This is a genomic window from Massilia sp. Root335 (assembly GCF_001425685.1).
Taxonomy (GTDB): domain Bacteria; phylum Pseudomonadota; class Gammaproteobacteria; order Burkholderiales; family Burkholderiaceae_D; genus Telluria; species Telluria luteola.
In genome coordinates this window covers 83,818-101,187 of sequence record NZ_LMCY01000007.1, presented here as the reverse complement: position 1 = coordinate 101,187, position 17,370 = coordinate 83,818, and the positions used below count along the sequence as shown (strand labels likewise).

The 17,370-nt window shown below is 65.4% G+C and carries 18 protein-coding genes; 9 read left to right on the top strand and 9 right to left on the bottom strand.

Annotated features, from left to right (window positions below; all coding sequences use genetic code 11):
* Nucleotides 1–30: 30 nt before the first annotated feature.
* Nucleotides 31–630, bottom strand: a complete 600-nt coding sequence (locus ASC93_RS05850; protein ID WP_056438562.1) for a PepSY-associated TM helix domain-containing protein — start codon at nucleotides 628–630, stop codon at nucleotides 31–33.
* A gap of 218 nt (nucleotides 631–848) precedes the next feature.
* A complete protein-coding gene (locus tag ASC93_RS05845) occupies nucleotides 849–1,067 on the bottom strand; it encodes a bacterioferritin-associated ferredoxin (RefSeq protein WP_056438559.1) in 219 nt (72 codons plus the stop codon).
* A 242-nt stretch (nucleotides 1,068–1,309) separates the two neighbouring features.
* Between ASC93_RS05845 and ASC93_RS05840 the strand changes: the two genes are divergently transcribed.
* The 3 genes from ASC93_RS05840 to ASC93_RS05830 are packed head-to-tail and all read left to right on the top strand — an operon-like array spanning nucleotide 1,310 to nucleotide 3,745.
* On the top strand, nucleotides 1,310–1,579 hold the full coding sequence (locus tag ASC93_RS05840; protein WP_056438557.1) for a FeoA family protein: 270 nt from the start codon (nucleotides 1,310–1,312) through the stop codon (nucleotides 1,577–1,579).
* Nucleotides 1,580–1,589: 10 nt separating this feature from the next.
* Entirely contained in the window at nucleotides 1,590–3,482 is a 1,893-nt protein-coding gene (locus tag ASC93_RS05835; RefSeq protein WP_056438554.1) for a ferrous iron transporter B, read from the top strand.
* Nucleotides 3,483–3,484: 2 nt separating this feature from the next.
* Nucleotides 3,485–3,745, top strand: coding sequence for a DUF6587 family protein (locus ASC93_RS05830; RefSeq protein ID WP_056438551.1), 261 nt, complete (start codon nucleotides 3,485–3,487; stop codon nucleotides 3,743–3,745).
* Between the two features lie 94 nt (nucleotides 3,746–3,839).
* Here ASC93_RS05830 and ASC93_RS05825 read toward each other — a convergent pair whose 3' ends face one another.
* From ASC93_RS05825 to ASC93_RS05810, 4 genes are all read right to left on the bottom strand, one after another.
* The gene (locus ASC93_RS05825; RefSeq protein WP_056438542.1) at nucleotides 3,840–4,670 is read right to left on the bottom strand and encodes a DUF72 domain-containing protein; all 831 of its coding nucleotides are present in this window, start codon (nucleotides 4,668–4,670) and stop codon (nucleotides 3,840–3,842) included.
* A 57-nt stretch (nucleotides 4,671–4,727) separates the two neighbouring features.
* Nucleotides 4,728–5,318, bottom strand: coding sequence for a PEP-CTERM sorting domain-containing protein (locus tag ASC93_RS05820; RefSeq protein ID WP_056438539.1), 591 nt, complete (start codon nucleotides 5,316–5,318; stop codon nucleotides 4,728–4,730).
* Nucleotides 5,319–5,447: 129 nt separating this feature from the next.
* Entirely contained in the window at nucleotides 5,448–7,382 is a 1,935-nt protein-coding gene (locus ASC93_RS05815; RefSeq protein ID WP_056438536.1) for a CocE/NonD family hydrolase, read from the bottom strand.
* 161 nt (nucleotides 7,383–7,543) lie between these two features.
* Nucleotides 7,544–9,472, bottom strand: a complete 1,929-nt coding sequence (locus tag ASC93_RS05810) for a methyl-accepting chemotaxis protein (protein ID WP_229412612.1) — start codon at nucleotides 9,470–9,472, stop codon at nucleotides 7,544–7,546.
* Nucleotides 9,473–9,753: 281 nt separating this feature from the next.
* Between ASC93_RS05810 and ASC93_RS05805 the strand changes: the two genes are divergently transcribed.
* The 3 genes from ASC93_RS05805 to ASC93_RS05795 are packed head-to-tail and all read left to right on the top strand — an operon-like array spanning nucleotide 9,754 to nucleotide 11,614.
* Nucleotides 9,754–10,422, top strand: a complete 669-nt coding sequence (locus tag ASC93_RS05805; RefSeq protein WP_056438533.1) for a glutathione S-transferase — start codon at nucleotides 9,754–9,756, stop codon at nucleotides 10,420–10,422.
* 16 nt (nucleotides 10,423–10,438) lie between these two features.
* On the top strand, nucleotides 10,439–11,215 hold the full coding sequence (locus tag ASC93_RS05800) for a 5'-3' exonuclease H3TH domain-containing protein (protein WP_056438531.1): 777 nt from the start codon (nucleotides 10,439–10,441) through the stop codon (nucleotides 11,213–11,215).
* Nucleotides 11,216–11,230: 15 nt separating this feature from the next.
* Complete coding sequence (locus ASC93_RS05795; RefSeq protein ID WP_056438529.1) at nucleotides 11,231–11,614, top strand: response regulator; 384 nt, start codon at nucleotides 11,231–11,233, stop codon at nucleotides 11,612–11,614.
* Nucleotides 11,615–11,757: 143 nt separating this feature from the next.
* On the opposite strand, the gene ASC93_RS05790 is transcribed toward ASC93_RS05795, so the two are convergent.
* From ASC93_RS05790 to ASC93_RS05780, 3 genes are all read right to left on the bottom strand, one after another.
* Nucleotides 11,758–12,237 (bottom strand): chemotaxis protein CheW, encoded by a 480-nt coding sequence (locus ASC93_RS05790; protein WP_082547796.1) that lies wholly within the window; start codon nucleotides 12,235–12,237, stop codon nucleotides 11,758–11,760.
* A gap of 137 nt (nucleotides 12,238–12,374) precedes the next feature.
* Nucleotides 12,375–13,484 (bottom strand): tRNA 2-thiouridine(34) synthase MnmA, encoded by a 1,110-nt coding sequence (gene mnmA / locus ASC93_RS05785; protein WP_056438522.1) that lies wholly within the window; start codon nucleotides 13,482–13,484, stop codon nucleotides 12,375–12,377.
* Between the two features lies 1 nt (nucleotide 13,485).
* Nucleotides 13,486–13,989, bottom strand: coding sequence for an NUDIX hydrolase (locus ASC93_RS05780; RefSeq protein WP_056438519.1), 504 nt, complete (start codon nucleotides 13,987–13,989; stop codon nucleotides 13,486–13,488).
* 247 nt (nucleotides 13,990–14,236) lie between these two features.
* Between ASC93_RS05780 and ASC93_RS05775 the strand changes: the two genes are divergently transcribed.
* Genes ASC93_RS05775 through ASC93_RS05765 form a run of 3 tightly spaced genes read left to right on the top strand, consistent with a single transcriptional unit; the run spans nucleotide 14,237 to nucleotide 17,164 of the window.
* On the top strand, nucleotides 14,237–15,349 hold the full coding sequence (locus ASC93_RS05775; protein ID WP_056438516.1) for a Re/Si-specific NAD(P)(+) transhydrogenase subunit alpha: 1,113 nt from the start codon (nucleotides 14,237–14,239) through the stop codon (nucleotides 15,347–15,349).
* 13 nt (nucleotides 15,350–15,362) lie between these two features.
* The gene (locus tag ASC93_RS05770; protein ID WP_056438512.1) at nucleotides 15,363–15,710 is read left to right on the top strand and encodes an NAD(P) transhydrogenase subunit alpha; all 348 of its coding nucleotides are present in this window, start codon (nucleotides 15,363–15,365) and stop codon (nucleotides 15,708–15,710) included.
* A complete protein-coding gene (locus ASC93_RS05765; protein WP_056438509.1) occupies nucleotides 15,707–17,164 on the top strand; it encodes an NAD(P)(+) transhydrogenase (Re/Si-specific) subunit beta in 1,458 nt (485 codons plus the stop codon). Before ASC93_RS05770 ends, ASC93_RS05765 begins: the two co-directional genes overlap by 4 nt.
* Nucleotides 17,165–17,370: the final 206 nt, after the last annotated feature.

Sequence of the window (17,370 nt, the reverse complement as noted above, 5' to 3'; positions counted from 1 at the left end):
GGCGCGCAGGCCGCCGCCGTCCCGGTGAAATCAGATGGCGGCCAGCGCCAGCCCGCCTACCGCCAGCAGCGACACCGTACCGATCACGATGCCGACCGTGCGGCGCCGGTTGGTGAGCGTCCACAGCACGACGCCGGACAGCGACAGCAGGATGATGGAGCCGGCCAGCGTGTCCACGAGCAGGATCCAGGCAGTGCTCATGCCAACGCCCTTGTGCAGGTTGACGAGGGTGCCGAAGACATTGTTTTCGGCGCGCTTGACGGTGACATAGCTGTTGCCGACCCAATATTCAGCCTGAACATTGCCGGATGGCGAAGTAAAGCTGGCGCTCCAGCGCGCCGGCTGGATCAGGGATTTGTCGCCCCAGGCTACGGCACGGGCAGCCTCGGCCTTGACGCGTCCGGGTTCCGGTTCCAGCCGTAATGAGCGCTTGAGCCAGACGGCCAGCGCCTGCGGACTGCCCGGTGCCGGACTCGGCAGGGGAACCTGGACCGTGGACTCCTGCGCCTGGACGGCGGGAATCCTGAGCACGGCGCGGTGGTTGAGGAGAATGCCGGTGCTGCCGAACAGCAGCCCGAGCACGGCGCCCCAGAGACCGATCCAACCGTGCGTCCTGCGCAGCCATTTCACGATGAGTGCTCGGCGCGAAGGCTGCGGAGGAGGTTGGACCGTAAAGGGCGCTCTTGGTGGACGGAACGGGATTACGGGCATAGGAGTGAAATCTGGGCGCGTCGGAAGTCACATATTACCAAGACCGGCCCGCGCGTGGACAAGCGCACGCACGGATTGGGCGTAGCAATATTGACGCCTTGTCTGCCTGTTATCACCCGCCGGGGCGGCGGGCCGGATCAGGCCGCAAGCCCGTCGTGCGGGGTGCGGCGCAGTTCGGTGACGACCGTCTTGCTTTCCAGGTGCTCGTGCATCACTTCGCGCGCATAGCTGACGCATTTGCCGCAGCAGGTGCCGACGCCGAGTTCCTTGTACAGGTCGGCCATCGATGTCAGGCCGAGGTCGACGGCCTGGCGGATTTCGCGGTCGGAGATGTTATTGCAGACGCAGACGATCATGGACGGTTCCGTGGTGGGAGCATCACAGGCCATTGTTGTTTGGTCTATAATGCGAATCATTCTCATTACCCTTCGTATTCTGCGCAAATTAAATCCGGATTGCAAGCGTTTTTGTTGCGCCGTTGCGTTAAAACGATGTCGAGTGAGCAGAAGTGGACAAACCGCAAATAGAAATAATTCGCATTTAGGTTTATGATGTACCCATCCGTTAAAGCAGCGCACCACCACCGGGAAGCGACACCATGACTCTTGCACCCACCCTGACCACGCTCGACAGCCTCAAGGCCGGCCAGAGCGGCACCGTGATCCACCTCGCGCCGAACGCGCTCGGCAGCCGCGACGGCGGCATCGACGTGTCGCGCCGCCTGATGGAACTGGGCTTCGTGCCGGGCGAGCGCATCCGCATGCTCAAGCGCGGCCTGCCCGGCGGTCCGCTGGCGGTCAAGGTCGGCCAGTCGACGTTCGCCCTGCGCCGCTTCGAAGCGGCGCTGGTCTCGATCCAGCCGGAGTGACGGAACCGACATGGGAGCAGTAGAACAGCAGGTCCAGGCGGCCGCAAAAACGCCGCTCGTCGCCCTGCTGGGTAATCCGAACTGCGGCAAGACCGCCCTGTTCAACCGCCTGACCGGCGCGCGCCAGAAGGTCGCGAACTATGCCGGCGTCACCATCGAGCGCAAGGAAGGCAGCTTCATGCTGCCGGGCGGCCGGCCGCTGCGCGTGCTCGACCTGCCGGGCGCCTACAGCCTCGCCGCCCACACGCCGGACGAAGCGATCACGCGCGACGTCGTCGCCGGCCTGCGCGCCGGCGAGCAGACGCCGGATGCGGTCGTCTGCGTCGTCAACGCCACCAACCTGCGCCTGAATCTGCGTCTCGTGCTCGAGATCAAGCGCCTCGGCCTGCCGATGGTGCTGGCGCTGAACATGGTCGACGTCGCGAAGAAGCGCGGCATCGAGATCGACACGGCACGCCTGGCGCGGGAACTCGGCATGCCCGTCATCGAGACGGTGGCCGTGCAGGCCGGCGGCGAGAAGGGCCTGCTCAAGGCGCTCGAAGCGATGCCGTTCGATACGCAAGCGAAGCCGAATCCGCTGTCCGCCATCGACGCCGTCCCGGTCGAGGAGACGCAGCGCGAGGTGCGCCGCATCATCGACGCGACGGTCAGCTTCGACAAGGACACGGGCAACCTGAGCGAGCAGATCGACCACGTCGTGCTGCACCCGGTGATCGGCCCGATCATCCTGGCGGCCACGATGTTCCTGATTTTCCAGGCCGTGTTCAGCTGGGCCAACGTGCCCATGGACCTGATCAAGAACGGCGTCGACGCGCTCGGCCACTGGGTCGGCGCGGCGCTGCCGGACGGCCCGCTGCGCGGCCTGGTCGTCGACGGCGTGTTCGGCGGCGCGGGCAGCGTCCTCGTGTACCTGCCGCAGATCCTGATCCTGTTCTTCTTCATCCTCGTGCTCGAGGATTGCGGCTACCTGCCGCGCGCCGCGTTCCTGCTCGACCGCATGATGGGCGGCGTGGGCCTGTCGGGCCGCGCGTTCATCCCGCTGCTGTCGTCGTTCGCCTGCGCGATCCCGGGTGTGATGGCCGCGCGCACGATCCAGAACCCGCGCGACCGCCTCGTGACGATCATGATCGCGCCGCTGATGACGTGTTCCGCGCGCCTGCCCGTGTATGCGCTCGTGATCGCGGCGTTCATCCCCGCCCGCGAACTGGGCGGCGGCATCAATTTGCAAGGCCTCGTGCTGTTCGTGCTGTACGCGGCTGGCATCTTCAGCGCGATGGGCGTCGCGTACTTCTTCAAGCGCACCGTCGGCGCCAAGGGCCACCAGCCGCTGATGCTGGAACTGCCCGCCTACCACTGGCCGCACCTGCACAATCTCGCGCTGGGCCTGTGGGAGCGCGCGCGCATCTTCATCACGCGCGTCGGCACCGTGATCCTCACCCTGATGATCCTCGTCTGGTTCCTGTCCAGCTTCCCGGGCGCACCGGAAGGCGCGACGCATCCGCCGATCTACTACAGCATCGCCGGCATACTGGGCCGCGCATTGGCCGTCGTGTTCGAGCCGATCGGCTTCGGCTGGCAGATCTGCATCGCGCTCGTGCCGGGCATGGCGGCGCGCGAAGTGGCCGTCGGCGCGCTCGGCACGGTGTACGCGCTGTCGACGACGGGCGACGACGTGGCCGGTTCGCTGGCCCCGATCATCGCCGCCTCGTGGACCCTGCCGACGGCGCTGTCGCTGCTCGCGTGGTACGTGTTCGCGCCGCAGTGCCTGTCGACCCTGTCCGTCGTGCGCCGCGAGACGGGCAGCATGCGTTACGCACTGCTGATGGCCGGCTACATGTTCGCACTCGCGTACACGGCCTCGTTCCTGACCTTCCACATCGCACGCGCCGTGCTGGGGAGCTGATCGTGATTCAGTACCTGATCGTCGGACTCATCGTCGCGCTGGCCGCGCTGTATGCGGCAGCGAAATACCTGCCGAAGACGTGGCGCGAGAAGCTCGTCTACAAGCTGTCGGGCGGCACCGGCAAGGGCCGGATCGTGAAGTGGCTCGGTACGGATTCGAGTTGCGGCAGCGGGTGCGATTCGTGCGGCACCTGCGAGACGACGCCATTGCCGGAAACGGATGCGAAGGGCCGCAAGGTCATCCAGGTCCACGTGCAGCGCTAAAACACCGTCGCCCCCGCGCAGGCGGGGGCCCAATTTTGCATGCATTTCGGTACGCTCAAAACTCGGGTTCCCGCCTGCGCGGGAACGACGGTTTTCAGGTCGCCGGTTTCCAATCCACGCCCACCATCTCCATCAAGCGCTTCGCATCGAACGGCGCCCTGACCTTGATGTCGTTGTCGAAGTAGCAGTACACATCCCCCTTCTTCGCCCACGCGCGGATGCGCGCGGCCCAGCGCGCGAGGGACGCGTCGTCGTAGCCGCTCGCATACAGCTCGTGCTCGCCGTGCAGGCGGACGTAGACGAAGTCCGCCGTCACCTCATCGAAATCCGGCCACTTGCCGGCCGTATCGGCCACCACCACCGCCACGCCGTACTTGCGCAGCAGTGCGATGAAGGCGGGATCGCGGAAGCTCTCGTGGCGGACTTCGACGGCGTGGCGCAGCGGGCGCACGGCGTCGATTTCCAGCAGCGCGCGGGCCGCGACCTTGTCGTCGTGGCCGCGCGCGATATCGAGTGCACGGCCCGTGTCGTGCGGGAGCAGGCCGAGAAAATGTTCGACCTTGCCGGCGTCGAAGCGCAGCTGCGGCGGGAGCTGCCACAGGATGGGGCCGAGCTTGTCGCGCAGCGCGAACACGCCCGACGCGAGCACGTTGGCGAGCGGCGTCTCGATGCCGCGCAGCTTGAGCATGTGGGTGAGGAAGCGGTTGCCCTTCACGGCGAACACGAAGCCGCGCGGCGTCGCGTCATGCCATGCCGCGTAGCTGGCGGGGCGCTGCAGCGCGTAGAAGGAACCGTTGATTTCGATGGTGGGCAGGAAGCGCGACGCGTAATCCAGCTCGCGCGCCTGCGCGAGGCCGGGCGGATAAAACACGCCGCGCCATGGTGCGTAGCGCCAGCCCGAGATGCCGATGTATATTGCGCCCATGCCGGCAGTCTAGGCCGGGCCCTGGTCCCGATCCGTGCGCTGGCGAACGGTGATCGTTCAGCCGGGGCGGATGCGCTGCGAACCGCGGCGGCGCCACAGGCCAATGCCGCCCACGCCGGCCAGCAGCATCATCCACGCCGGTGCTTCGGGCACGGCCGGCACCGATTCCGTCCCGCCCAGCGCCGACGCCATGGTCAGCACCGTGGCGTCCGTCCAGTACAGGTGATGTTCCGAGCCGGCATACGGATTGAACTGGTAGTCGTAAGCCAGCTGTCCCGTCGTGACGAGGTGGCCGCCGCCATATAAGCCTTCCGGATCGCTGGACGTCTCGCTCACGCTGAACGCCAGGCCGCTCTCCGCGGAGAAGGTGAAGCTGTCGGCGTCGCAGTGGTAGTACGCGTTGCTGCTCGCGGCGCAGGCCACATAGTCTTTCGTGTCGACCAGCAGGGACGTCAGCTCGGCGCGTTCGAGGACGCCGTCGCCGTTGGCGTCGACGCCCGTGAACGAACCGTCGATGCGCATCCCGGGCAGGAACGCGGCCGCTTCCTGGTCGTAGAAGCCGGTGTAGCTGAAGGCCCAGTGGCTGGTCTGGGCGTGAGCGAGCGTACTTGCCAGCAGCAGGGCGGCGGCGGAAACGATGGACTTCATGACAGGACCTCGGGAATCGGCAGCGATGAGCGTGCTGACAGCCTACCGTGCCCTCCGCGAAAGTCCTAAGGATTTAACATGTGTGTCGCCGGCCAGCCACAATGCATGACCCGGCCGGCGCCGCACCGCTTACTTCGCCGCCCGCACCACCGGCAGTTCGATCGCGCTCTCCAGCCCCGGCGCGTGGTAGACGCGCTGCGTCGCCTTGCGATAATCGCCCGGCTTGGCGTAAAAGATGTTCGGCACGAAGGTCTGCGGATTGCGGTCGTACAGCGGGAACCAGCTGGACTGGATCTGCACCATGATGCGGTGGCCCGGCAGGAACACGTGGTCGACGTTGGGCAGGGCGAAGCGGTAGCGCTCGGCCTTGTTGGCGGGGATCGCGGCCGGCTTGTCCAGACCCTGGTAGTAGCGGCCGCGGAAGATGTCCATCGCGATCGGCAGCTCGTAGCCGCCCAGTTCCGGCTGTGTCGCCACTTCGTCCGGGTACACGTCGATCAGCTTGACGACCCAGTCGCTGTCCGTGCCCGACGTCGACGCGAACAGGTCGACCATCGGCTGGCCGGCCAGCTGCAGCGGCGCGGTGAGCGGGGCACTGGTGTAGGTCAGCACGTCGGTGCGGTCGGAATAGCCGCGCTGGTCGGTCACGAGCCACGGCTTCCAGACATTGGCGTCATTCATGTGCACGGGACGCGGCACGAACGGCACCGGCTTGGCCGGGTCGGACACGTATTCGTCGAATGCGGCCGTCTTGTCGGCCTTGCCCTCGGCTTTCTCGAACGCGAGGCCGAAGCCCGGCTTCAGGTACAGCGGCGTGGATGCCGGCACGAGCGGCCATTGATCGAGGCGGCGCCAGCGGTTCACACCGGTCTGGTACGACCATACGGGCGGCGTGTCGAACGCGGGCGCGCCGTCCTTGAGATACTGGTTGAAGAACGGGAGCATGACCTCGCGGCGGAATTCCCGGGCCGTGTCGCCCGTGAATTTCAGCGCGCCCAGCGTGGAGCCGTCGTAGTTGACGCCGCTGTGGCGCCACGGGCCGACCACGAGCGAGTTCATCTTGTTCGTCTTGTCCTGCGGTTCGACGGCGGCGTAGGTCGCGTAGGCGCCGTAGATGTCTTCCTGGTCCCAGCGGCCGACGACGGTCATCGTCGGCACCTTCAACGGGCGCTTGGCGAGGATCTTGTCCAGCGCCTGTTCCTGCCAGTAGCTGTCATAGGCCGGATGCTCGAACAGTTTTTTCGTGAAGTTCAGCTGGTCGAGGCCGAAGATATGGGCGAAGTCGGACGTGGAGCCGGCACGCAGGTAGGCCTCGTAATCGTCGTTGATGCCGGTGACGATTTTCTCGCCTTCGCCGCGCGCCGCGTTCTGGCCGGCGATGTAGGCGAGGTTCGGGTTGCGGAAGGCGCCATTGTGGAACCAGTCGTCGCCGCGCCAGCCGTCGACCATCGGGCTCATCGGCACGGCCGCCTTCAGCGCCGGGTGCGGTTCGACGAGCGCCATCAGCACCGTAAAGCCTTCGTAGGACGAGCCGACCATGCCGACCTTGCCGTTCGACTGCGGGATGTTTTTCACCAGCCAGTCGATGGTGTCCCAGGCGTCCGTGCTGTGGTCGACCGGCGTGTTGTTCAACGGGCCGCGCACCGGGCGCGTCATCACGTAATCGCCTTCCGAACCGTATTTGCCGCGCACGTCCTGGAACACGCGGATGTAGCCGTTCTCGATGAAGGCGTCGTCGCCGTCGCCGAGGATCGAGGCGATGTGCGGGCTCTTCATGCGGCTCGCGCGGCCCGTGGCGTTATAAGGGGTGCGCGTCAGCATGATCGGCGCCTTGCCGGCCATGACGCTCTTCGGGATCACGATCACGGTGTGCAGCTTGACGCCGTCGCGCATCGGGATCATGACGTCCTGTTTGACGTAGTCGGCGTCAGGGACCGTCGCGGTGAACTTGTCGGCCGGGATATCCGGCGCCATCGCCGGCGTCTGGGCGTGCACCGCGCTGGCGAAGGCGGCGGCTAGTACGAGGGAAAGGGCGGACAGGGATGGCAGACGGTGACGCGACATTTGGATTTGTTCTCCACGGGACGGTTGAATGAGCAACTTTGGGTAAAAGTTGCAACAAAGCATAGTACCGAAGCGTGGAAAAGTCTGCAAACGCACCGGGGTCAGAGCCCGATTTTGGGCAATTTCCAAAAATCGGGCTCTGACCCCGGTGTTAGGCAGGCTTACGCTGGCAGGCGCTTGCGCCCCGCCGGTGCGGCCAGCGCATGCGCCGCGGGCGCCGTGCCGCCGGCCAGTTTGAACGTGCTGACGACGGCATCCAGCTCGCGCGCCTGTTCCTGCAGCGCGGCCGCGGCGGCCGCCGCTTCCTCGACGAGGGCGGCGTTCTGCTGGGTCGCGTCGTCCATCTGCGCGATCGCCTGGTTGACTTGCGTGATGCCCAGGCTCTGTTCCTGGCTCGACGAGGCGATGTCGCGCATGAGGATTTCGGCGCGGCGCACGGACGCGACGATCGTTTCCATCGCGTGGCCGGCGCCGTCGGCCAGCGCGCTGCCGGCATCGACCTTGGCGACGGAGTCCAGGATCAGCTGGCGGATTTCCTTCGACGCCGCGGCCGAGCGCTGGGCCAGCGTGCGCACCTCGCCGGCGACGACCGCGAAGCCGCGGCCCTGTTCGCCCGCACGGGCCGCTTCCACGGCCGCGTTCAATGCGAGGATATTGGTCTGGAACGCGATGCCGTCGATGACGCCGATGATCTCGGAAATCTTGCGCGAGCTTTCCGTGATGGCGCCCATCGTGCGCACGACTTCCGCCACCACGGCGCCGCCCTTTTCCGCCGATTGCGCCGTCTCGGACACGAGGCGGTTCGCTTCGATCGCGTGTTCGGCATTGTGGCGCACGGTCGTCGTCAGTTCTTCCATCGCCGCCGCCGTTTCCTCGATGCTCGACGCCTGCGCTTCGGTGCGCGCGGACAGGTCCATGTTGCCGCGTGCGATTTCTTCGGTTGCGCCGGCGATCACGTGGCTGCTGTCGCGCACCTTGCCGATCGTGCCGCTGAGCGAGCCGACGAAGCGGTTGAACGCCTCGGCCAGCTTGCCGACTTCGTCTTCGCCGTCGGCTTCCAGACGGCGGCTGAGGTCGCCTTCACCGTCGGCGATTTCACCCAGCATGCCGGCCGCGCCCATCACGGGCGCCGAGATCGCGCCGGCCACGAACCAGATCGCCGCGAGGCCGACCGCGCCGCCGACGAGGGCCGCGACGATGGCGGACACCGCCGCCGTGCGGCCGATATTGCCCAGCACTTCGGCTTCCGGCACTTCGGCGATGACGTACAGTTTCAATTCCGGCACGTACGACGATGCGACGAACTGGCGGCCGTTCGGGGCTTCATAATGTCCGGAGGCGAACACCTGCTTGTTCAGCAGCGAGCGCGCCAGTTCGGGCGTAAAGCCGGGCTGCTTGTCGAGGGTGTGGTGGCCGTCGAGCAGGCCGCGGTCGCGGTGGACCAGCAGGGTGCCGTTGTTGTTCACCAGGTAGACGTAACCGGATTTGCCCAGGCGATAGTTGCGGATGCTGTTGGCCAGCGCTTCGGCGGAGAGACCCAGGCCGGCGACCGCCAGCTTGCCGCCCGGCGTCTGCACGCGCGCGTCGATGAACAGCATGTAGACGCCCGAGGTGGCATCCTTGTCCAGGTTGAGCGTGTAGGGTGCGCCGCTGTCGAGGAATTTCTTGAACCACGCATCCTTGTCGGACGTTTTGTCGATCGTGCGGTCCAGCCCCTTTTCGGTGAAGTATTTCGACGTGCCGTCCGACGCCCAGAGCACGGTGGCCGCATGGTTGGCCTCGTACAGGCGCTTGGCCTGCGCGGTCCACGCGGCAAGGCCGTCGTCCGGGTTGCCTGCATCTTCCCACGCCTGCAGGAACGTGTTGTTCGCCAGCGTCTGCGACATCGCCGCGGGTTCCGCGATCTGGCGCTGGATGTCGTTGCGGATGGCGCTGACCTGGGCCGGCAATTCGCTGTCGACGACGCGTTCGCGCATCTGCGCACTGGTCATACTGATCGACAGCGTGGACGAGATGGCGATGAATACGAGCAGACAGACACCCATGCTGAGCATGAGCTTGGCGCGTATGGTGAGATGGCGGAATGTCATGGCAGGGGAATTGTTTTATGGAAAGGTAGATTGAGTTTAATCATGAAAACATGGAATGACGTTTGTAATTGATGGTTTTCGTCAAAATTTGTCTCCGGACGCAGCATCTCTACAACGTTCTTTTATAGTCTTGGAAATGCTCGGCGATCTAATGTCACCGGCGATATATCGGGTATCTTTCGGCGAATATGGCAAATTTGGCGACGGTGTCGTTGTCACTTTGCTTCTGGTCAGCACGCAACAATGCTAAGCTAGGGCCTTTGTCACGCCCGTAAACGCCCATGATCGTCGTCCATCACCTGAATAATTCGCGCTCCCAGCGCATCCTGTGGCTGCTGGAGGAACTGGGTCTGGAGTACGAGATCAAAAAATACCAGCGCGATCCGAAGACGATGCTGGCGCCGCCCGAGCTGCGCGCCGTGCACCCGCTCGGCAAGTCGCCCGTGATCCAGGACGGCGACGCGATCGTGGCGGAATCGGGTGCGGTCATCGAGTACCTCGTCGGCCGTTACGGCACGGCGCTCGCGCCGGCGCCGGGCACGCCGGGGCGCCTGCACTACACGTATTTCCTGCATTACGCGGAAGGATCGGCGATGCCGCCGCTGCTGCTGAAACTCGTGTTCGACCGCGTCGGGAACGGCCCCGCGCCGTTCTTCGTGCGCCCGATCGCGCGCGCCATCGCGAACAAGGTCAAGGACAGCTTCGTGCTGCCGCAGATCCGCCAGCACCTGGCGTTCGCGGAAGGGGAACTGGGCAAGCGCACGTGGTTCGCCGGCGACGATTTTTCCGCCGCCGACATCCAGATGAGCTTCCCGCTGGAAGCGGCGGCCGCGCGCGGCGGGCTGGATGGGCAGTACCCGAACCTCGTCGCCTTCCTCGACAAGATCCACGCGCGGCCGGCCTACCGGCGCGCGCTCGAACGCGGCGGGCAATACGATTTCGTGAAGTAAGCAAGAATCAAGCACCATGGCGAAGCTGCTGGCCATCGACGGCCTGAACATCGTACGGCGCGTGTACGAGGCGAGTCCCGAACCGGACTCGGACCTCAAGGCGAGCATCGCGCTGCGCCACGCGTTCTCGTCGTTCCGCAACCTGCTCGACGCGCACGCGCCCACGCACGTGCTGGCCGCGTTCGACTACGGCGGCGCCACGTGGCGCCACGCGCTGTATCCGCGCTACCGCGAAGGCCGCGCGCCGATGCCGGGCGTGCTGCGCGAAGCGCTGCCGGAATTCCACGAGCGCCTGCGCAAGGTCGGCCTGCACGTGTTGATGCTGCCCGAGGTCGAGGCCGACGACGTGATCGGCACCGGCGTGCTGCGCTGGCTGTCGGAAGGACGCGGCGACGCCGTCGTCGCGACGACCGACAAGGACCTGCACCCCTTGATCGCGCACGGCGCGCTGGTGTGGGATCATTTCAAGGGCGAGTGGCACGACGACGCGTGGGTGCGCAACAAATTCGGCGTCGCGCCGGAACGCCTGCACGACCTGCTGGCGCTGATGGGCGACCCGACGGACGGCGTGCCGGGCGTGTCGAAGATCGGCATGAAGACGGCCGCGCGCCTGCTCAACGCCTACGGCGACCTGGACGCCGTCATGGCGGGCGCCGGCATCCTCAAGACGCCGCTGGGCGAGCGGTTGCGCGCGGAACGCGAGATCCTGGAGGTGTCGCGCAAGCTCGTGCAGCTGAAGACCGACGTGCGCCTGGGCGTCACGTGGAACATGCTGGCGTACGAGGCAGATTAACGAGAAAGGAATCCGATGCTCAAGGCGATCATCGTGGACGGCAGCGCCGTCGCGCGCGGCCTGCTCAACACCGTGCTCACCGACGGCGGCTACGACGTCGCCGGCCAGGCCCACACGGCCGCGGCCGGGTTTGCGCTCGCGCTCAAGCACCCGCCGCACATCTTCTGCATCGCGCGCGAGCAGTTCGAGGACGGGCAGGAAGCCGTCGACCGGTTGCGCACGCAGTTCCCGAAAACGCTGATCTTCATGGTGTCCGGCACGCTCGACGCGCCCGCCATCCAGGCCGCGCTCGCGGGCGGCGTGCACGGGTTCATCGTCAAGCCGTTCAAGGCGGATACGGTGCTGCGCACGATACGCAATACCGTGATTTCCATCGTCAAGAAACACCGGGGCGAATGAGACTCACCGGCTCGGAACGACGTCGCCCCCGCGCAGGCGGGGGCCCAAGCTCTCAGCGTACGGAAACGCAGGCAAAATTGGATCCCCGCCTGCGCGGGGACGACGTTTGATGTGGCGGCCTGAGTTTGAAGAGGCGGCCTGGATCAGGCCGCCTCTTTCGCCGCCGCCAGCAACCCCATCTCTTCGGAACCGAGCAGCTTGTCGATATCGAGCATGATCAGCATGCGCTCGCCCACGGTGGCCAGGCCGCGCAGGTAGTCGCCCGACACGGTGGCGCCGAGGTCCGGCGCCGGCTTGATCTGGTCCGGCGTGAGCGTGACGACGTCGGAGACGCTGTCCACCACCATGCCGATCGTGTGCTTGTTGATGTTCAGGACGATCACGACGGTGAACGCGTCGTAGGTCGCCGCGCCCACGTTGAACTTGATGCGCATGTCCACGACCGGCACGATGATGCCGCGCAGGTTGACGACGCCCTTCAGGTAGTCGGGCGCGCTGGCGATGCGCGTGACGGCGTCGTAGCCGCGGATTTCCTGGACCTTGAGGATGCTGATCGCATATTCCTCGCTGCCCAGGCGGAACGACAGCACTTCGGTCGCGTTGTTGTCGATGTCTTCAGCCATGGTAATTCCTCGAATAAGCATGCCACAAATTTTCCATGCAGCAATATACAGGAAGATTACGACATTTTTTTGTCCGATACGATAGACAAATACTAATCCCGCACAAAAATGCCGTGGCTGCGTGCAGAACGCAACAATCAGACGGCGGTCGCCGTATCGATGATGCCGCCGCCCAGGCACACGTCGCCGTCGTACAGCACGGCCGACTGGCCCGGCGTCACCGCCCATTGCGGATCGGTGAAATCCAGGGTGAAGCGGTCCGGGCCTTCCGGCGCGACCGCGCAGGGCACGTCGGCCTGGCGGTAGCGGGTCTTGGCCGACAGGGCGCGCGGTTCTGGCGCCACGCCCGCGATCCAGCTGGCCTGGCCGGCGCCCAGGCTGTCCGACAACAGCCACGGGTGGTCGTGGCCCTGCACGATGTACAGGGTGTTGGTGGCGATGTCCTTGCGCGCCACGAACCACGGCTCGCTCGTGCCGTCCGCGTTCTTGTGCGATTTCAGGCCGCCGATGCCGATGCCCTTGCGCTGGCCCAGCGTGTAGAACGACAGGCCGACGTGCTCGCCCACCGTCTGGCCGTTGTCCAGCTTCATCGGGCCCGGCTTGTGCTGCAGGTAGCGGCCGAGGAATTCGCGGAACGGGCGCTCGCCGATGAAGCAGATGCCGGTCGAATCCTTTTTCGCCGCGTTGGGCAGGTTCAGCTTTTCCGCGATCTTGCGCACTTCGGTCTTGGCGATTTCGCCCAGCGGGAACAGCGATTTCGACAACTGCGCCTGGTTCAGGCGGTGCAGGAAGTAGCTCTGGTCCTTGGTCGCATCGAAGGCCTTGAGCAGCTCGAATTTGTTCGTGGTGCCGTTGTGGCGCACGCGCGCGTAATGGCCGGTCGCGATCAGGTCGGCGCCCAGCTTCATCGCGTGGTCGAGGAAGGCCTTGAACTTGATCTCGGCGTTGCACAGCACGTCCGGATTCGGCGTGCGGCCGGCCTGGTATTCGCGCAGGAATTCCGCGAACACGCGGTCCTTGTATTCGGCGGCGAAGTTGACCGCCTCGATGTCCACGCCGACGACGTCGGCCACGCTGGCCGCGTCGATCCAGTCCTGGCGCGTGGAACAGTATTCGGAATCGTCGTCGTCTTCCCAGTTCTTCATGAACAGGCCGACGACTTCATAGCCCTGTTCCTTCAGCATCCAGGCCGCGACCGAGGAGTCGACGCCGCCCGACATCCCGATCACGACTTTCTTTTTACTCATTTCAGGTTACGTCCGGTTTGATGGTGAGTCCGTTTTCGAAGACCGAGTGGTCCGTGTACAACAGGTCGAGCTGCGTGCGCTTGCCCGCCAGGTAATCGTCCACGCACTTCAGCACGATGGGGCTGCGGTGGCGCTCGCTGCACGCGGCCAGTTCGTCGCGCGTCAGCCACAGCGTACGCAAGATGCCGTGGTCGAGCGCCTGGTCGAACTGCCTGCCCGCCTTGCCGCAGAACGTGAAGCGCAGATACGTGACGTCATGCCCGCGCGATTTCGAGTGGTAGCGCGACAGATACATGCCGACGAGGGCTTCCGGGATGAATTCGTGCGCCGTCTCTTCCATCGCCTCGCGGATCACCGCCTGTTCGAGCGATTCGTACGGGTCGAGGTGGCCGGCAGGCTGGTTCAGGCGGATGCCGTCGCTGGTTTCCTCTTCGATCAGCAGAAAGCGGCCATCGCGCTCGATGATCGCGGCGACGGTGACTGACGGTCTGAAGGTATGGGTCATGCGCGTCCTTGTAGTGAGCCGACATTCTACCTTGATGGAACGTGCGTTGCTCGGGCGCACGCTGCGGTGCAACAGTTCCGGACAAGTTTGAATATTGATATGAAACAAAAATCTTGTGGATTCGTCTAGGTTCTCGCGGGCTATGCCACGAGAATTGCCGATCTGTTGACGAAAAACCACTCATCTGTATTGATCGGGGGCATTACATGCTAGATTGTGGACAGTTTATCAATTATACGGAGGCATTATGAGAATTGGTGTGCCGGCCGAATCGAGGCCGGGCGAGACACGTGTCGCAGCGACCCCCGAAACCGTCAAGAAGTTGGCTGCCCAGCACGAAGTGATCGTGCAATCGGGCGCCGGCGTCCATGCTTCCGTGATCGATGACGCCTACGTTGCCGCCGGCGCCCGCATCGGGACCGCGCAGGAAGCCCTCGGGGCCGATCTCGTCCTGAAGGTGCGCAGCCCGGATGCCGGGGAGCGCGCGCAGATGACACCGGGCGCCGCCCTCGTCGGCATGCTGAACCCGTTCGACGCCGACAACCTGGCCGCGCTGGCGCAGCAGCGCCTGACCGCGTTCGCGCTGGAAGCCGCGCCGCGCATCACGCGCGCCCAGTCGATGGACGTGCTGTCGTCCCAGGCCAACATCGCCGGCTACAAGGCCGTGCTCATGGCGGCGAACGCCTATCAACGCTTCATGCCGATGCTGATGACGGCCGCCGGCACCGTGAAAGCGGCGCGCGTGCTGATCATGGGCGTCGGCGTCGCCGGCCTGCAGGCCATCGCGACCGCCAAGCGCCTGGGCGCCGTCATCGAAGCGTCCGACGTGCGTCCGCCCGTGAAGGAGCAGGTGGAATCGCTGGGCGCCAAGTTCATCGACGTGCCCTTCCTCACGGACGAGGAACGCGAGATCGCCAAGGGCGCGGGCGGCTACGCGCGTCCGATGCCGGCCGACTGGATGCGGCGCCAGGCGGAACTCGTGCACGAGCGCGCGAAGCTCGCGGACATCGTCATCACGACGGCGCTGATCCCCGGCCGCAAGGCGCCCGTGCTGATCGCGGAAGAGACGGTACGCGCCATGAAACCGGGCTCCGTGATCGTCGACATGGCCATCGAGCAGGGCGGCAACTGCCCGCTGACGGAACTCGGCAAGACGGTGATCAAGCACGGCGTGACGATCATCGGCGAACCGAACCTGCCGGCGCTCGTCGCGGCCGACGCGTCGGCCCTGTACGCGCGCAACGTGCTGGATTTTCTGAAACTCGTGATCGACAAGGACGGGAAGCTCGTCATCGACCGCGAGGACGAGATCGTGCGCGCGACGCTGGTCGCCATCGACGGCGACGTGTTACGTAAATAAGGGAGAGGCCGTCATGGAAATCAGCCATACCATCATCAACCTGATCATCTTCGTGCTGGCGATCTACGTCGGCTACCACGTCGTGTGGACCGTCACGCCCGCGCTGCACACGCCGCTGATGGCGGTGACCAACGCCGTCTCGGCCATCATCATCGTCGGCGCCATGCTGGCGGCCGGCCTGACGGAAGGCCTGACCGGACAAATCGCCGGGACCATCGCCGTGGCGCTGGCCGCCGTGAACGTGTTCGGCGGCTTCCTCGTCACGCAGCGCATGCTGGAGATGTTCAAGAAAAAGGAGCCGAAGGCGAAACCTGCGCCGGCCGCCAAGGATGCCGTCGGCGTTGCCAAGGAGGCCGCATGAACCTGATCAGCATGAACGTCGTGACGCTGCTGTACCTGGTGGCGTCCGTGTGCTTCATCCAGGCCTTGAAGGGCTTGTCGTCGCCCGCGTCCGCGCGCATGGGCAACGCGTTCGGCATGACGGGCATGGGCATCGCCGTCGTCACGACCATCGCCCTGATGTTCAAGCTCAAGGAGCAGATGCAGACGGGCGGCATGGGTTTTGGCCTCGTGCTGCTCGGCGTGGTCGTCGGCGGCACCATCGGCGCGATCGCGGCGCGGCGGGTCGAGATGACCAAGATGCCGGAACTGGTCGCGGCGATGCACTCGCTGATCGGCCTCGCGGCCGTGTGCATCGCCATCGCGGCCGTGTCCGAGCCGTGGGCTTTCAACATCGCCGCGCGCGGCGAAGGGCTCCCGTTCGGCAACCGCCTCGAACTGTTCATCGGCACGTTCGTCGGCGCGGTGACGTTTTCCGGTTCCGTGATCGCATTCGGCAAGCTGGCCGGCAAATATAAATTCCGCCTGTTCCAGGGCGCGCCCGTGCGCTATCCGGGCCAGCACATGATCAACCTGCTCGTGGCCATCGCCATCGTCGGCCTCGGCCTCGTGTTCTGCTTCTCGAATGGCGCGGCGCCCGCATGGACCCCATACATCGTGATGGCCGTGCTGTCGTTCGTGCTGGGCGTGCTGATCATCATCCCGATCGGCGGCGCGGACATGCCCGTCGTGGTGTCGATGCTGAACTCGTACTCGGGCTGGGCGGCGGCCGGCATCGGCTTCTCGCTGAACAACTCGATGCTGATCATCGCCGGCTCACTGGTCGGATCGAGCGGCGCGATCCTCTCGTACATCATGTGCAAGGCGATGAACCGTTCGTTCTTCAACGTGATCCTGGGCGGCTTCGGCGGCGAGGCCGCGGCGGCCGACGCGGGCGGCGCGAAGGAACAGCGCCCGGTGAAATCGGGCTCGCCGGAAGACGCGGCGTTCATCCTGCAGAATGCGGAATCCGTCATCATCGTGCCGGGCTACGGCCTCGCGGTGGCGCGCGCCCAGCACACGGTGAAGGAACTGGTCGACAAGCTCACCGCGCACGGCGTGCAGGTGCGCTACGCGATCCACCCGGTGGCGGGCCGCATGCCGGGCCACATGAACGTGCTGCTGGCCGAAGCCGAGGTGCCGTACGACCAGGTGGCAGAGATGGAAGACATCAACGGCGAATTCGGACAGACCGACGTCGTGCTCGTGCTGGGCGCGAACGACGTCGTGAACCCGGCGGCCAAGGACCCGAAATCGCCGATCGCGGGGATGCCGATCCTCGAGGCCTATAAAGCCAAGAGCATCATCGTCAACAAGCGGTCGATGGCGTCCGGGTATGCGGGGCTGGACAACGATCTCTTTTATCAGCCGAACACGATGATGGTGTTCGGCGATGCGAAGAAGGTGATCGAATCGATGGTGAAGGCCGTCGAATGATCGTACGCCGGTTGCACGCGTGGACGGGAAACCCGTCCGCCCAACCTGCGGCCGAACATGATCGGTAGGGTGGGCACCCTGTGCCCACGCGCGATGTTTGCGTTTCGGCGGCGTTCGCGCGGGCTCGGGGAGCCCGCCCTACTTGCGGCCGAACATGATCGGTAGGGTGGGCACCCTGTGCCCACGCGCGATGTTTGCGTCTCGGT

Excerpts from the sequence above, each read along its gene's own strand:
- ASC93_RS05815 (WP_056438536.1), bottom strand. The coding sequence starts at position 7,382 with ATGTCGCGTCACCGTCTGCCATCCCTGTCCGCCCTTTCCCTCGTACTA.
- ASC93_RS05770 (WP_056438512.1), top strand. The coding sequence starts at position 15,363 with ATGGAAATCAGCCATACCATCATCAACCTGATCATCTTCGTGCTGGCG.
- ASC93_RS05835 (WP_056438554.1), top strand. The coding sequence starts at position 1,590 with ATGGGAGCAGTAGAACAGCAGGTCCAGGCGGCCGCAAAAACGCCGCTC.
- ASC93_RS05775 (WP_056438516.1), top strand. The coding sequence starts at position 14,237 with ATGAGAATTGGTGTGCCGGCCGAATCGAGGCCGGGCGAGACACGTGTC.
- ASC93_RS05790 (WP_082547796.1), bottom strand. The coding sequence starts at position 12,237 with ATGGCTGAAGACATCGACAACAACGCGACCGAAGTGCTGTCGTTCCGC.
- ASC93_RS05780 (WP_056438519.1), bottom strand. The coding sequence starts at position 13,989 with ATGACCCATACCTTCAGACCGTCAGTCACCGTCGCCGCGATCATCGAG.
- ASC93_RS05825 (WP_056438542.1), bottom strand. The coding sequence starts at position 4,670 with ATGGGCGCAATATACATCGGCATCTCGGGCTGGCGCTACGCACCATGG.
- ASC93_RS05840 (WP_056438557.1), top strand. The coding sequence starts at position 1,310 with ATGACTCTTGCACCCACCCTGACCACGCTCGACAGCCTCAAGGCCGGC.
- ASC93_RS05800 (WP_056438531.1), top strand. The coding sequence starts at position 10,439 with ATGGCGAAGCTGCTGGCCATCGACGGCCTGAACATCGTACGGCGCGTG.
- ASC93_RS05765 (WP_056438509.1), top strand. The coding sequence starts at position 15,707 with ATGAACCTGATCAGCATGAACGTCGTGACGCTGCTGTACCTGGTGGCG.
- ASC93_RS05810 (WP_229412612.1), bottom strand. The coding sequence starts at position 9,472 with ATGACATTCCGCCATCTCACCATACGCGCCAAGCTCATGCTCAGCATG.
- ASC93_RS05795 (WP_056438529.1), top strand. The coding sequence starts at position 11,231 with ATGCTCAAGGCGATCATCGTGGACGGCAGCGCCGTCGCGCGCGGCCTG.
- ASC93_RS05845 (WP_056438559.1), bottom strand. The coding sequence starts at position 1,067 with ATGATCGTCTGCGTCTGCAATAACATCTCCGACCGCGAAATCCGCCAG.
- mnmA (WP_056438522.1), bottom strand. The coding sequence starts at position 13,484 with ATGAGTAAAAAGAAAGTCGTGATCGGGATGTCGGGCGGCGTCGACTCC.
- ASC93_RS05820 (WP_056438539.1), bottom strand. The coding sequence starts at position 5,318 with ATGAAGTCCATCGTTTCCGCCGCCGCCCTGCTGCTGGCAAGTACGCTC.
- ASC93_RS05805 (WP_056438533.1), top strand. The coding sequence starts at position 9,754 with ATGATCGTCGTCCATCACCTGAATAATTCGCGCTCCCAGCGCATCCTG.